Annotated in this window: 11 protein-coding genes; 2 read left to right on the forward strand and 9 right to left on the reverse strand. The window is 58.8% G+C overall.

The window, feature by feature from the left end; genetic code table 11:
- Positions 1 to 31 precede the first annotated feature (31 nt).
- The 5 genes from AOA59_RS30080 to sdhC form a co-directional block, all read right to left on the reverse strand.
- Entirely contained in the window at positions 32 to 2863 is a 2832-nt protein-coding gene (locus AOA59_RS30080) for a 2-oxoglutarate dehydrogenase E1 component (RefSeq protein WP_017134445.1), read from the reverse strand.
- 261 nt (positions 2864 to 3124) lie between these two features.
- On the reverse strand, positions 3125 to 3829 hold the full coding sequence (locus AOA59_RS30085; protein WP_003172807.1) for a succinate dehydrogenase iron-sulfur subunit: 705 nt from the start codon (positions 3827 to 3829) through the stop codon (positions 3125 to 3127).
- 11 nt (positions 3830 to 3840) lie between these two features.
- The gene (gene sdhA / locus AOA59_RS30090) at positions 3841 to 5613 is read right to left on the reverse strand and encodes a succinate dehydrogenase flavoprotein subunit (protein WP_099489981.1); all 1773 of its coding nucleotides are present in this window, start codon (positions 5611 to 5613) and stop codon (positions 3841 to 3843) included.
- 3 nt (positions 5614 to 5616) lie between these two features.
- Positions 5617 to 5985, reverse strand: a complete 369-nt coding sequence (gene sdhD, locus AOA59_RS30095) for a succinate dehydrogenase, hydrophobic membrane anchor protein (protein ID WP_003233245.1) — start codon at positions 5983 to 5985, stop codon at positions 5617 to 5619.
- Complete coding sequence (gene sdhC, locus AOA59_RS30100) at positions 5979 to 6353, reverse strand: succinate dehydrogenase, cytochrome b556 subunit (protein ID WP_016979564.1); 375 nt, start codon at positions 6351 to 6353, stop codon at positions 5979 to 5981. Before sdhC ends, sdhD begins: the two co-directional genes overlap by 7 nt.
- 364 nt (positions 6354 to 6717) lie before the next feature.
- Between sdhC and gltA the strand changes: the two genes are divergently transcribed.
- Positions 6718 to 8007 carry a citrate synthase gene (gene gltA / locus AOA59_RS30105; RefSeq protein ID WP_003210575.1) on the forward strand — a complete coding sequence of 430 codons (1290 nt, stop codon included), beginning with the start codon at positions 6718 to 6720 and terminating at the stop codon, positions 8005 to 8007.
- A gap of 325 nt (positions 8008 to 8332) precedes the next feature.
- Here the strand turns inward: gltA and AOA59_RS30110 are convergent, their stop codons facing one another.
- The 3 genes from AOA59_RS30110 to AOA59_RS30125 form a co-directional block, all read right to left on the reverse strand.
- Positions 8333 to 9991: a cation acetate symporter gene (locus AOA59_RS30110; protein ID WP_065929493.1), complete on the reverse strand. Its 1659-nt coding sequence runs from the start codon at positions 9989 to 9991 to the stop codon at positions 8333 to 8335.
- Positions 9988 to 10299 carry a DUF485 domain-containing protein gene (locus tag AOA59_RS30115; RefSeq protein ID WP_099489982.1) on the reverse strand — a complete coding sequence of 104 codons (312 nt, stop codon included), beginning with the start codon at positions 10297 to 10299 and terminating at the stop codon, positions 9988 to 9990. Before AOA59_RS30115 ends, AOA59_RS30110 begins: the two co-directional genes overlap by 4 nt.
- Positions 10300 to 10585: 286 nt before the next feature.
- Positions 10586 to 11437: a glycine betaine ABC transporter substrate-binding protein gene (locus AOA59_RS30125; protein ID WP_056859736.1), complete on the reverse strand. Its 852-nt coding sequence runs from the start codon at positions 11435 to 11437 to the stop codon at positions 10586 to 10588.
- Between the two features lie 332 nt (positions 11438 to 11769).
- Between AOA59_RS30125 and AOA59_RS30130 the strand changes: the two genes are divergently transcribed.
- Positions 11770 to 13323, forward strand: a complete 1554-nt coding sequence (locus AOA59_RS30130) for a glycosyl hydrolase family 17 protein (RefSeq protein ID WP_099490084.1) — start codon at positions 11770 to 11772, stop codon at positions 13321 to 13323.
- Between the two features lie 110 nt (positions 13324 to 13433).
- On the opposite strand, the gene AOA59_RS30135 is transcribed toward AOA59_RS30130, so the two are convergent.
- Entirely contained in the window at positions 13434 to 13805 is a 372-nt protein-coding gene (locus AOA59_RS30135; protein ID WP_065929490.1) for a hypothetical protein, read from the reverse strand.
- Positions 13806 to 13946 lie beyond the last annotated feature (141 nt).

A 13946-nucleotide genomic window follows, 5' to 3' on the forward strand; every position in this document is an offset into this window, starting at 1 on the left:
TTAAAATTCGGTTTCAGTCAGCGCGAAGGCGTTAAACAGTGAAAGCATCTTGCAGCAGTTTTTCCTGCTGCTCGGCGTGCATCGACGCATAACCACACGCAGGTGCAGCAGAAGCATCACGACCGGCGTACTCCAGGCCCAGGCCTGTTTTGTGGTTACCGATGCTGCGACGCAAATGATGCTGGCTGCTGTACCACGCGCCCTGGTTCATCGGTTCTTCCTGGCACCACACCGCATGGGTGAGGTTGGTGTAAGGCGCGATGGCCTCCATCAGGTCGTCTTCCGGGAACGGGTAAAGCTGCTCGATACGCACGATGGCGATGTCTTCGCGGCCTTCGGCACGGCGTTTTTCCAGCAAGTCGTAGTAAACCTTGCCGCTGCACAGGACCAGGCGAGTGACCTTGGCAGCGTCCAGGGTGTCGATTTCCGGAATCACGGTCTGGAACGAACCGTCGGCCAGATCTTCCAGGGTCGAGATGGCCAATTTGTGACGCAACAGCGATTTCGGGGTCAGCACTACCAGCGGCTTGCGCAACGGGCGGATCACCTGGCGACGCAGCAAGTGGTAGATCTGGGCCGGCGTAGTCGGCACGCACACCTGAATGTTGTGCTCGGCGCACAGCTGCAGGTAACGCTCCAGACGGGCCGAGGAGTGCTCCGGACCCTGACCTTCATAACCGTGTGGCAGCAGCATGGTCAGACCGCACAGACGGCCCCACTTGTGCTCACCGCTGGTGATGAACTGGTCGATAACCACCTGGGCACCGTTGGCGAAGTCGCCGAACTGGGCTTCCCAGATCACCAGCGCGTTTGGCGTGGTGGTGGAATAGCCGTATTCGAACGCCAGTACGGCTTCTTCGGACAGGAACGAGTCGTACAGGTCGAAACGTGGCTGGCCTTCGTACAGGTGTTGCAGCGGTACGTAGGTGGTCGCGTCTTTCTGGTTGTGCAATACCGCGTGACGATGCGAGAACGTACCACGGCCGATGTCCTGGCCGGTCATGCGGATCGGGTGACCTTCGAACGCCAGGGTCGCGTACGCCATGGTTTCGGCGTAACCCCAGTTGATCGGCAGGCCGCCGGCTTGCATCTTCTGACGGTCTTCGTAGATCTTCGCAACCTGGCGCTGCACCACGAAACCATCCGGAATTTCCAGCAGCTTGGCGGACAGTTCCTGTAGGGTCTTGAGGTCGAACGAAGTGTCGTGACGCGCGGTCCAGGCGTGGCCCAGGTACGGGCGCCAGTCCACGAACAGCTCTTTGTTCGGCTCTTTAACCAGGCTTTTTACTACATGCAGGCCGTTGTCCAGCGCGTTGCGGTATTCGTCGACTTTCGCCTGAACACGTGCATCGTCAACCACGCCGGCCGTAATCAGGCTGTCGGCGTACAGTTCACGGGTGGTGCGCTGCTTGGTGATCTGCTGGTACATCAACGGCTGGGTGCCGCTCGGCTCATCCGCTTCGTTGTGACCGCGACGACGGTAGCAAACCAGGTCGATAACCACGTCACGCTTGAACTGCATGCGGTAGTCGATGGCGAGCTGGGTCACGAACAACACGGCTTCCGGATCATCACCATTCACATGGAGGATCGGCGCCTGGATCATCTTGGCAACGTCGGTCGCGTACTCGGTCGAGCGCGCGTCGAGCGGGTTGCTGATGGTGAAACCGACCTGGTTGTTGATGACGATGTGAACCGTACCGCCGGTCTTGAAGCCGCGAGTCTGCGACATCTGGAACGTTTCCAGGACCACGCCTTGACCGGCGAATGCCGCGTCACCGTGGATGGAAATCGGCAGGACTTTCTCACCGGTGGAATCGTTACGACGATCCTGACGGGCACGCACCGAACCCTCGACCACTGGAGAAACGATTTCCAGGTGGGACGGGTTGAAGGCCATGGCCAGGTGAACTTCACCGCCGGTGGTCATTACGTTGGACGAGAAGCCCTGGTGGTATTTAACGTCACCGGAACCCAACTCGACTTTCTTCTTGCCTTCAAACTCGTCGAACAGTTCACGCGGGTTCTTGCCGAAGGTGTTGACCAACACGTTCAGGCGACCACGGTGAGCCATGCCGATCACGATTTCCTTGGTGCCGTAGGAACCGGAACGCTGGATCAGCTCGTCGAGCATTGGAATCAGGCTTTCGCCGCCTTCCAGGCCGAAACGCTTGGTGCCCGGGTATTTGGTGCCCAGGTATTTCTCGAGGCCTTCGGCCGCGGTCACGCGCTCCAGCAAGTGGCTGCGCACGTCGGCGGACAATACCGGACGGCCACGCACACCTTCCAGACGATGCTGGAACCAGTGGCGCTGCTCGGAATCGGTGATGTGCGTGAATTCAGCGCCGATGGTGCGGCAATATGTCTGCTGCAACGCTTCGTGAATTTCGCGTAGGCTCGCTTCCTCTTTGCCGATGAACAGGTCGCCGGCACGGAAGGTCGTATCAAGATCGGCATTGGTCAAGCCGTAATGATTGATCGACAGGTCAGCAGGTGCAGGACGCTTCCAGAGCCCCAGCGGGTCAAGCTGGGCCGCCTGGTGGCCACGCATCCGGTAAGCCTGGATCAGTCGCAATACTTCAACTTGCTTCTTCTCATGCTCGCTGCTCACGCTACCGGCGGAAACCGGTTGGGCGCGGCGCTGGTTCTTTGCCAGCAGCACAAATTGATCGCGAATTGTTGCGTGCGATACATCGGTGGCAGCGTTGCCGTCTGAAGACAACGTCTGAAATTTGGTGCGCCATTCTTCTGGCACAGCGTTAGGGTCGTGCAGGTAGAGCTCATAAAGCTCTTCCACATAGGCAGCGTTACCACCTGAAAGATAGCCGCTGTTCCACATGCGCTGCATCACGCTTTCTTGCATGCTTGGTCACCCTCGATTTGGGGACACCACCGGCGAAAACACCGAGTTTGCTTGCAAAAGGCCAAGTGCAGCGACCAAAACAAGCCACTTAGGATCACGCTGATAGTTCGGGTACCAACCCGAATGCCCCTGCTTGTCTCATTTCTTCAAAATAAGAGCTGCGGCTTTGTAAGTCGCTGCTCAAGTTAAAACTACGGCGCCGGTTGAAGCCTGCGCCGTAGCATTTACGGGCACAACGGTCCTGCTTTGCTACAACGTCGCTTACACGCCGCTTTGCAGCAGCATGTTACGGATGTGACCAATGGCCTTAGTCGGGTTCAGGCCTTTGGGACATACGTTGACGCAGTTCATGATCCCGCGGCAGCGGAAGACACTGAACGGGTCATCCAGTGAAGCCAGACGCTCGGACGTCTTGGTGTCACGGCTGTCTGCCAGGAAGCGGTACGCTTGCAGCAGGGCAGCTGGACCCAGGAACTTGTCCGGGTTCCACCAGAAGGACGGGCACGAGGTCGAGCAGCAAGCGCACAGGATGCACTCGTACAGACCGTCGAGCTTTTCACGCTCTTCAGGGGACTGCAGACGCTCGATGGCCGGAGCCGGCGTGTCGTTCTGCAGGAACGGCTTAACTTTCTCGTATTGCTTGTAGAAGATGCTCATATCGACCACCAGGTCACGGATAACCGGCAAACCTGGCAGTGGACGAACGATCAGCTTGTTACCCTTAACAACAGCAGACAGCGGCGTGATGCACGCCAGGCCGTTCTTGCCGTTGATGTTCATGCCGTCGGAGCCACAAACGCCCTCACGGCAAGAGCGACGGTAGGAAAAACCTTCGTCCTGCTCTTTGATCAGTGCCAGTACATCCAGCACCATCAGGTCTTTACCACCGGTATCGACCTGAAATTCCTGCATGAACGGCGCGGCGTCCTGATCAGGGTTGTAGCGGTAAACACTGACTTTCAACATGGCAGCCACCCTTAGTAAGTCCGAATCTTCGGTTCAAACGTCGGCACCGTCTTCGGCGAGAAGTTCACGGCACGTTTGGTTACGCGCTTGTCACCCGGGAAGTACAGGGTGTGGCACAACCAGTTTTCGTCGTCGCGATCTTCAAAGTCTTCACGGGCGTGGGCACCACGGGATTCTTTACGAACCTCGGCGGCGATCGCAGTGGCTTCAGCCACTTCCAGCAGGTTTTGCAGCTCAAGGGCTTCGATACGAGCGGTGTTGAACGCCTGGCTCTTATCGTTGATCTTGACGTTGGCGATGCGCGTGCGCAGGTCGGCCAACTGGGCAATACCCTTCTGCATGTATTCGCCGGTACGGAATACACCGAAGTAGTTCTGCATGCAGCTTTGCAGTTCGCGACGCAGGGTAGCCACGTCTTCGCCATCGGTACGCTCGTTCAGCGCGTTCAGGCGCGCCAGGGCGGCCTCGATGTTGGCGTCGGTGGCGTCATCGTATTCGATGCCGTCGGTCAGGGCTTTTTCCAGGTGCAGGCCGGCAGCGCGACCGAATACCACCAGGTCGAGCAGCGAGTTGCCGCCCAGGCGGTTGGCACCGTGTACCGATACGCAGGCCACTTCGCCTACGGCGAACAGACCGTGGATGATCTCGTCCACGCCTTCGGAGTTCTGGGTGATCGCCTGGCCATGAATGTTGGTCGGCACGCCGCCCATCATGTAGTGGCAAGTCGGAACAACCGGCACCGGAGCAACCACCGGGTCAACGTGCGCAAAGGTCTTGGACAGTTCGCAGATGCCTGGCAGGCGGCTGTGCAACACTTCCTCACCGAGGTGATCGAGTTTGAGCAGTACGTGGTCGCCGTTCGGGCCACAGCCGTTGCCGGCGATGATTTCCTTAACCATCGAACGGGCCACAACGTCACGACCGGCAAGGTCCTTGGCGTTCGGAGCATAACGCTCCATGAAACGCTCGCCGTGCTTGTTGATCAGGTAACCACCTTCACCACGGCAACCTTCTGTAACCAGTACACCGGCGCCGGCGATGCCGGTCGGGTGGAACTGCCACATTTCAATGTCTTGTACCGGCACGCCAGCACGCAGAGCCATGCCGACGCCGTCACCGGTGTTGATCAGGGCATTGGTGGTCGACGCATAGATACGACCTGCACCGCCGGTTGCCAGCACAGTAGCCTTGGCGCGGATGTAGGTGGTTTCACCGGTTTCGATGCAGATGGCGATCACACCGACGAAGGCACCGTCGGCATTCTTCACCAGGTCAACCGCGTAGTACTCGTTCAGGAACGTGGTACCGGCTTTCAGGTTGCCCTGATACAAGGTGTGCAACAGCGCGTGACCGGTACGGTCGGAAGCGGCGCACGTACGGGCAGCCTGCCCGCCTTTACCGTAATCCTTCGACTGGCCGCCGAATGGACGCTGGTAGATACGACCTTGCTCGGTACGGGAGAACGGCAGCCCCATGTGGTCCAGCTCGAACACCGCAGCCGGGCCTTCCTGACACATGTACTCGATAGCGTCCTGGTCACCGATATAGTCGGAACCCTTGACGGTATCGTACATGTGCCAGCGCCAGTCATCGTTCGGGTCGGCGGAGGCGATGGCGCAGGTGATGCCACCCTGGGCCGATACGGTATGGGAACGAGTCGGGAACACCTTGGTGATCACGGCAGTCTTGTGACCACCCTGGGCCAGCTGCAGCGCTGCGCGCATGCCGGCACCGCCGCCACCAATAATGATGGCGTCGAAGGAAATAGTTGGAATGTTAGCCATGAATCAGATACCCCAAAGAATCTGCACACCCCAGACGAAGTAAGCGAACATCGCAATGCCGCAGACTGCCTGGAAGAGAAAACGGACTGCGGTCGCGGACTTGCCCAGCGCCATTGGCGTGAGGTAGTCGGTCGCGATGGTCCACATGCCGACCCAGGCGTGAGCGCCCAGGGCTACAAGGGCCAGCAGGCTGAAGATTCGCATCGCATTGTGGGCAAACAGGCCATGCCATTGCTCATAGCCGATGCCAGGGTTTGCGACGAGGTATCCGATCAGGAAAATGAAATAAGCCGCGAGAACGACCGCAGACACACGCTGTGCCATCCAGTCATAGAGGCCCGAACGCGAAAGGTTCGTAACGCTGGTTACCATATCCAAACTCCTGCCAGAACGATCAGCACCACGGAAATGGCGATGATGATTTTCGAGCCCAGGCGGCCGCCTTCGAGCGTCTCACCGATACCCGCATCCATGATCAAGTGGCGCACACCGGCAACCAGGTGATACAGCAGAGCGGACAGGAGGCCCCATGCTACGAACTTGGCCAGCGGGCTGGTCAAGCATGCCTTCACCTCGGCGTATCCTTCCTCGGAACCCAGGGATTTGCTCAATGCATAAAGCATGATGCCCAAGCCCAGGAACAGGATGATGCCGGAAACACGGTGCAGGAACGACGTAACGCCGGTGATGGGGAGTTTGATGGTCCTTAGGTCTAGGTTTACAGGTCGTTGGCTATTCACGGCTTTTTTTCACACTGAAGAGCCCCTAACAATCAGGGCAAAGTTGTTGGGGAGTGCACTGGTCAGGTAAGCACCACCCAGGGAGTGCGACCCCCAATGAAAGCAAGCCCAAAAGCCCTTGGCGGTCGGTGGCCGAGTATAGACAGTTAGGTTACTAATGACAACGCGCACTCCTCACCCTAATAGCTGATTGCGCTGGCGGTATAAAAGGCGTAAATGGCAGTCAATTTCGACGAAAAAGTATGGTTAAAGCCTTCTGGAGCAAGACTTTAGGCAAATTGACATCTGGATTTATATCAATATAGTGGTGCGGGCCCTGCGTGGGGGGTCTGTCTGATGATTTGAAGCATAAATAGGAGGCCACATGGCTGACAAAAAAGCGCAGTTGATCATCGAGGGCGCAGCCCCCGTCGAGCTGCCCATTTTAACCGGCACCGTTGGTCCCGATGTTATCGACGTACGGGGCCTGACGGCCACGGGCCGTTTCACATTCGACCCAGGCTTCATGTCGACCGCCTCTTGCGAGTCGAAGATCACCTACATCGATGGTGACAATGGTATTTTGCTGCACCGCGGCTACCCGATCGAACAGCTGGCTGAACAGTCGGACTACCTGGAAACCTGCTACCTGCTGCTAAATGGCGAATTGCCAACAGCCGAGCAGAAAGCCCAGTTCGTCAGCACCGTGAAGAACCACACCATGGTTCACGAGCAGTTGAAGACCTTCTTCAACGGCTTCCGTCGCGACGCCCACCCGATGGCCGTCATGTGCGGCGTAGTCGGCGCCCTGTCGGCCTTCTATCACGACTCCCTGGACATCAATAACCCGCAGCATCGCGAAATTTCCGCGATCCGCCTGGTTGCCAAGATGCCCACCCTGGCCGCAATGGTTTACAAGTACTCCATGGGCCAACCCATGATGTACCCGCGCAACGACCTGACGTACGCGGAAAACTTCCTGCACATGATGTTCAACACCCCGTGCGAGATTAAACCGATCAGCCCGGTGCTGGCCGCTGCGATGGACAAGATCTTCATCCTCCACGCCGACCACGAACAGAACGCCTCCACCTCTACCGTACGCCTGGCCGGCTCTTCGGGTGCCAACCCGTTCGCCTGTATCGCCGCCGGTATCGCCGCACTGTGGGGCCCTGCCCACGGCGGTGCGAACGAAGCCGTATTGACCATGCTGGATGAAATTGGCGATGTTTCGAACATCGACAAGTTCATCGCCAAGGCCAAGGACAAGAACGACCCGTTCAAGCTGATGGGCTTCGGTCACCGCGTTTACAAGAACCGCGACCCGCGTGCCACCGTGATGAAGAAGACCTGCGACGAAGTGTTGAAGGAACTGGGCATCAAGAACGATCCGCAACTCGAACTGGCCATGCGCCTGGAAGAGATCGCCCTGACCGACCCGTACTTCATCGAACGCTCGCTGTACCCGAACGTCGACTTCTACTCGGGGATCATCCTCAAGGCGATCGGCATTCCAACCAGCATGTTCACCGTGATCTTCGCCCTGGCACGTACTGTCGGCTGGATCTCGCACTGGAAAGAAATGCTCTCCAGCCCGTACAAGATTGGGCGTCCGCGCCAGCTGTACACCGGCTACGAGTCGCGTGACATCACCAAACTGGAAGATCGCAAGTAAGCATCTGATGGCTTGGTAATAAAAAGCGGCCTCCTTATCCAGGGAGGCCGTTTTTATTTGTGCAGCCTGATGATCGTTCCCACGCTCTGCGTGGGAATGCCTCCCGTGACGCTCCGCGCCCCATTGCGCAATACCTGAGGCCAGCGCCAACCGGGACGCAGAGCGTCCGTGGCTGCATTCCCACGCGGAGCATGGGAACGATCGGCGTAGAGGCACTTTATTGATGCCGGAGATGAGAAACTGTTTTGTGAAATCCGTTACCAATAAAAGCAAAAAAATGCCCCGATCTCACGACCGGGGCATTTATTTGTAACCGTTACAAATCTTAGTGGTTAACCGCCCCACTCGCCCCCAGGCCAGTCTGCGAACGCACAAACTGCGGGAAGTACAGCGCACGCTCTTTCTCTGCCGCCGCCGACTTGTCGGTGATCGAGAAGAACCAGATGCCGACGAACGCAATGATCATCGAGAACAGCGCCGGGTACTCGTAAGGGAAGATGGCTTTTTCATGGTGCAGGATCGACACCCAGATGGTCGGGCCGAGGATCATCAGGCCGACGGCGCTGATCAAGCCCAGCCAGCCGCCAATCATGGCGCCACGGGTGGTGAGGTTTTTCCAGTACATGGAAAGCAGCAGTACCGGGAAGTTACAGCTGGCCGCAATCGAGAATGCCAGGCCGACCATGAACGCAATGTTCTGGCTTTCGAACAGGATACCCAGGCCGATTGCCAACACGCCCAACGCCACGGTGGTGATCTTCGACACGCGAATCTCATCTTTGTCGTTGGCCTTGCCCTTCTTGATCACACTGGCGTACAGGTCATGGGACACCGCCGAAGCACCGGCCAGGGTCAAACCGGCAACCACTGCCAGGATGGTGGCAAACGCCACGGCCGAGATGAAGCCCAGGAAAATACTGCCACCCACCGCGTTGGCCAGGTGCACCGCCGCCATGTTGTTACCGCCGAGCAAGGCGCCAGCAGCATCCTTGAACGCCGGGTTGGTGCTCACCAGCAGGATCGCGCCGAAGCCGATGATGAACGTCAGGATATAGAAGTAGCCAATGAAACCGGTAGCGTACAGCACGCTCTTACGCGCTTCCTTGGCGTCGCTGACGGTGAAGAAGCGCATCAGGATATGCGGCAGGCCGGCCGTACCGAACATCAGCGCCAGGCCCAACGAGAATGCCGAAATCGGATCTTTCACCAGGCCGCCAGGGCTCATGATCGCCTCACCTTTAGGGTGAACCTTGATCGCCTCGGAAAACAGCATGTTGAAGTCGAAGTTGACGTGCTTCATCACCATCAGCGCCATGAACGAGGCACCGGACAGCAACAGCACCGCCTTGATGATCTGCACCCAAGTGGTCGCCAGCATGCCGCCGAACAGCACGTACATGCACATCAGGATACCTACCAGGATCACCGCGACGTGGTAGTCCAGGCCGAACAGCAGCTGGATCAGCTTGCCCGCCCCCACCATTTGCGCGATCAGGTAAAACGCCACCACCACCAGCGAACCACAGGCCGACAGGCTGCGGATCTGGGTTTGCCCGAGGCGATAGGACGCCACGTCGGCAAAGGTGTACTTGCCCAGGTTACGCAGGCGCTCGGCGATCAGGAACAGAATGATCGGCCAGCCCACCAGAAAGCCGATCGAGTAGATCAGCCCATCGTAGCCGGAGGTGAACACCAGCGCGGAAATCCCCAGGAAGGACGCCGCCGACATATAGTCACCGGCAATCGCCAGGCCGTTCTGGAAACCGGTGATCTTGCCGCCGGCCGCATAGTAGTCGGCCGCCGACTTGTTGCGTTTGGATGCCCAGTAAGTGATGCACAACGTCGCGCCGACGAAGACCACGAACATCAGGATCGCTGCAACGTTCAGCGGTTGTTTGTGCACTTCACCGGTCAATGCATCCGCCGCCCAAACGGCGGGCGCAAAGACCGAAGCGCCAAGTACAGCCAATAGACGACGGATCATTGCGCAGCCTCCTTGAGAATCGCATTGTTCAGGTCGTCGAATTCGCCGTTGGCGCGTCGTACATAGATGCCGGTGAGGACAAAGGCCGAGACAATCAGGCCGACCCCGATGGGGATGCCCCAGGTGATGGATGAGCCGGGGCTGAGTTTGGCCCCCAGCACTTGTGGCCCGTAGGCAATCAACAGGATGAAAGCGGAGTAAAGCCCTAGCATGATCGCCGAGAGAATCCAGGCGAACTTTTCCCTTTTTCTGACCAGCTCCTTGAAACGCGGGCTGTTTTGAATCGAGAGGTAAATGCTGTCGTTCATTGTTTTTATCCTCGCAGCACAGCTTTTTATTATTTTGGAACATATCCACTGTATGCGGCTGCGGAACAGGTTCCAGACGACCTTAGTAGTAGATCGAGATGGCCACTTAGCAAGTTTTGCGAGCAACAAATAAACAACAGCCTGAATACAGGCAAAAAAAATGTGGGAGCGGGCTTGCTCGCGAAGGCGGCGTCTCAGTCAATACATAGGCTGACTGATACACCCCAATCGCGGGCAAGCCCGCTCCCACATTGGGTTGTGGTGGGGCTTGTGAAGCGTCAGTGCTTTATTTGGCGGTCCACTCGGCCACACGTTCAGGGTGCTTGGCGACCCAATCCTTGGCCGCGGCATCAGGCTTGGCGCCCTCTTGAATCGCCAGCATGACTTCGCCGATTTCGTCCTTGGAGGCCCACTGGAATTTCTTCAGGAACGCGGCGACTTCCGGCGCTTTCTTTTCCAGGCCCTTGCTGCCGATGCTGTTGACGGTCTCAGCAGCGCCATAAATCCCTTTTGGGTCGTCGAGGAAACGCAGTTTCCACTTGGCAAACATCCAGTGCGGCACCCAGCCGGTCACGGCAATGGATTCCTGCTTGTCTTCGGCGCGGGTCAGCTCGGCGATCATCGCGGCGCCCGAGCTGGCTTGCAGTTTGTAGTCCAGGCCATAGGCTTTGATCGCTTCGTCGGTCTTGAGCATCACGCCTGAACCGGCGTCGATGCCGACGATCTTGTTTTTGAAGGTGGTGTCGGTCTTGAGGTCTTCGATGGACTTGGCCTTGACGTACTCCGGCACGATCAAGCCGATCTTCGCATCCTTGAAGTTGGGGCCGTAGTCGACCACCTTGTCCTTGTTCTTGGTCCAATACTCACCGTGGGTCACAGGCAGCCAGGCCGACAGCATGGCGTCGAGCTTGCCGGTGGCGACGCCCTGCCACATGATCCCGGTGGCGACGGCTTGCAGTTTCACGTCGTAACCGAGCTTTTGCTTGATCACCTCGGCTGCCACATGGGTCGTGGCAACGCTGTCGGACCAACCATCTACATAGCCGATGCTCAGGGTTTTGCTGTCGGCGCTGGCCAGTGTGGAGCCCATCGCAACTACCAGAGTGGCAGCTGCGCCCAAGAGTCGTCGCATCTTCATAATACTTCCCCGAAAGTGCTGCGCCCGGCGGATGCCGAGCGACGTCAACCTGTTGTTATAGGGTGCATCGCGCCCCCTTCACGCGCGTCGATCACGGTGGTGCCCCGCCAGTGGAGTGCTGACACTTGGATCATCAACCTGCCGGGACCTTGGACCTGCTCTGTCAGCGACCTCGGGTAAGCAAGAAACGACATCACATCGCCAGCAGGATAGTTCCTAGGACTTGGCGTCAATTTCCCGCCCGAACTTTGCATGTCTAAATTATGCAGCCCCACTGAGACGGACCAAATCCGGGTAAGATGCGCGCCTTTGCTCCCCCAGATAAGCTGACCATGCCCGCGACTGCCCGCTTCCCTGCCCTGCCCTATTTCTGCGCCTTGATCCTCGGCGTGCTTGCCCTTGTCGGCTACTGGTACGGCCTCGGCCGGCCGGTGGTGCTGCCGGATGTGGCCAGTGCCAGCCACAAGATGCAATGCGCGTCCTATACGCCGTTCGACAAGGACCAGTCGCCGTTCGACCAACCGTTCAAACTGCGCCCCGAGCGTATGGACGCCGACCTGGCACTGCTGGCCACCCGTTTTGAATGCATCCGCACTTACTCCATGACCGGCCTGGAAGCCCTGCCGGGCATGGCGCGCGCCCATGGTTTGAAGTTGATGGCCGGCGCCTGGGTCAGCAGTGACCCGGTGGCCACCGAAAAAGAAATCAAAGAACTGATTGCTGCTGCCAATGCCAACCCCGATGTGGTCACTTCGGTGATCGTCGGTAACGAGGCCCTGCTGCGCAAGGAAGTCACCGCCAAGCAGTTGGTGACGCTGATCCATCAGGTCAAAAGCCAGATCAAGCAGCCGGTCACTTATGCCGATGTGTGGGAATTCTGGCTGCAGCACCCGGAGATCGCCCCGGCGGTGGATTTCCTGACCATTCACCTGCTGCCCTACTGGGAAGACGACCCGTCGGGCATCGATCAAGCCCTCAAGCATGTGGGTGATGTGCGCCAGACCTTCGGCAACAAATTCGCGCCTAAAGATGTGCTGATCGGCGAGACCGGCTGGCCCAGCGAAGGCCGCCAGCGCGAAACCGCGGTGCCAAGCCGGGTCAACGAGGCCAAGTTCATGCGCGGTTTCGTGGCCATGGCCGAAGCCAATGGCTGGCGCTACAACCTGATCGAAGCGTTTGACCAACCCTGGAAACGCGCCAGCGAAGGTGCCGTCGGTGGTTACTGGGGCTTGTTTGATGCCGACCGCCAGGACAAGGGCATTCTTGCCGGGCCAGTGAGCAACGTGCCGTATTGGCCGCTGTGGCTGGGCGTCGGCGGCCTGATCCTGCTGGGCACCCTGGCGCTGGGTGGCCGGGCGCGCAGCACGCGTGCCGCGCTGTTGCTGCCACTGCTCGGCGCAGTGGCGGCCTGCTCCATCGGCACCTGGGCTGAACTGACCCGCGTCACAGCGCGCTTCAACGATGAATGGGTGTGGGCAGGCTTGCTGGTGATGCTGAACCTGCTCGTGCTGGCCCATGCTGCACTGGCGCTGAGTGCCCGGGAAGGCTGGCGTGAACGGAGCTTCAACTGGCTGGAACAGCGCGCCGGCTGGCTGGCGGCAATCGCCGGGTTCGCAGGGGCAGTGATGATGCTGGCGCTGGTGTTCGACCCGCGCTATCGCAGCTTCCCAAGTGCGGCGCTGGTGTTGCCGGCTCTGGTTTACCTGGTTCGCCCGGTCACCGGCCCGCGTCGGGAGATTGCGCTGCTGGCCTTCATTATTGGCGCCGGCATTGCGCCGCAGCTGTATCGCGAAGGGTTGCTGAACCAGCAGGCGTGGGGTTGGGCGGTGGTCAGCGGGTTGATGGTGGTGGCTTTGTGGCGGTGCTTGCGGGTGCGTAAGGGCTGACATCGCCATCGCAGCGGTGCGACGATTCGACAAGCCAGCTCCCACATTCGACCGTATTTCAAGGGATGTACTCGGTCAATTGTGGGAGCGGGCTTGCTCGCGAATAGGCCCTATCCGACAACACGAGGCTTCCTGACCAATCGCAACCCCGCAATCACCACCGCAAACACCGCAAACGTGGTGTTATACAACGCCAGCGCCGGCAGCCCGAACACCATCCCCAGCACCGCCAACCCCCAGCCGACGCGGCCCGGCACAAAAAACGCCAGCACCGACGTCACCAACGCCGCCCAGCCCAACACCTTGAAGTGAATCATCAGCCCCAGGTTCGAGCGCAGCTGGCATTCCCAGCGGCTCGCCTCATCGACGCAGACCCCCACCCACTGGCCGTCTTCCATAAAACCGTAACGGGCGCCATAACTGGCGGCCAGCCATAACGGCAAGGCGATAAGCAGCAGGATAAGTGGCAAACGACGGGACATGGCGAACTCCGATAGGCAAAAACGGCGCTCAGCTTAATCCCACGGCGGCCGTTAGCAAGGTGTGTACGCAGATAACTGTTCATCAAGGCGCTGCAAAGTGTATCTTCTCGCTACTATTACCCCGATTCCGTGGTTTTTTCC

The sequence above is a fragment of the Pseudomonas sp. 2822-15 genome (assembly GCF_002742515.1).
Lineage (GTDB): Bacteria > Pseudomonadota > Gammaproteobacteria > Pseudomonadales > Pseudomonadaceae > Aquipseudomonas > Aquipseudomonas salomonii.

Excerpts from the sequence above, each read along its gene's own strand:
- AOA59_RS30080 (WP_017134445.1), bottom strand. The coding sequence starts at position 2,863 with ATGCAAGAAAGCGTGATGCAGCGCATGTGGAACAGCGGCTATCTTTCA.
- AOA59_RS30085 (WP_003172807.1), bottom strand. The coding sequence starts at position 3,829 with ATGTTGAAAGTCAGTGTTTACCGCTACAACCCTGATCAGGACGCCGCG.
- sdhA (WP_099489981.1), bottom strand. The coding sequence starts at position 5,613 with ATGGCTAACATTCCAACTATTTCCTTCGACGCCATCATTATTGGTGGC.
- sdhD (WP_003233245.1), bottom strand. The coding sequence starts at position 5,985 with ATGGTAACCAGCGTTACGAACCTTTCGCGTTCGGGCCTCTATGACTGG.
- gltA (WP_003210575.1), top strand. The coding sequence starts at position 6,718 with ATGGCTGACAAAAAAGCGCAGTTGATCATCGAGGGCGCAGCCCCCGTC.
- AOA59_RS30110 (WP_065929493.1), bottom strand. The coding sequence starts at position 9,991 with ATGATCCGTCGTCTATTGGCTGTACTTGGCGCTTCGGTCTTTGCGCCC.
- AOA59_RS30115 (WP_099489982.1), bottom strand. The coding sequence starts at position 10,299 with ATGAACGACAGCATTTACCTCTCGATTCAAAACAGCCCGCGTTTCAAG.
- AOA59_RS30125 (WP_056859736.1), bottom strand. The coding sequence starts at position 11,437 with ATGAAGATGCGACGACTCTTGGGCGCAGCTGCCACTCTGGTAGTTGCG.
- AOA59_RS30130 (WP_099490084.1), top strand. The coding sequence starts at position 11,770 with ATGCCCGCGACTGCCCGCTTCCCTGCCCTGCCCTATTTCTGCGCCTTG.
- AOA59_RS30135 (WP_065929490.1), bottom strand. The coding sequence starts at position 13,805 with ATGTCCCGTCGTTTGCCACTTATCCTGCTGCTTATCGCCTTGCCGTTA.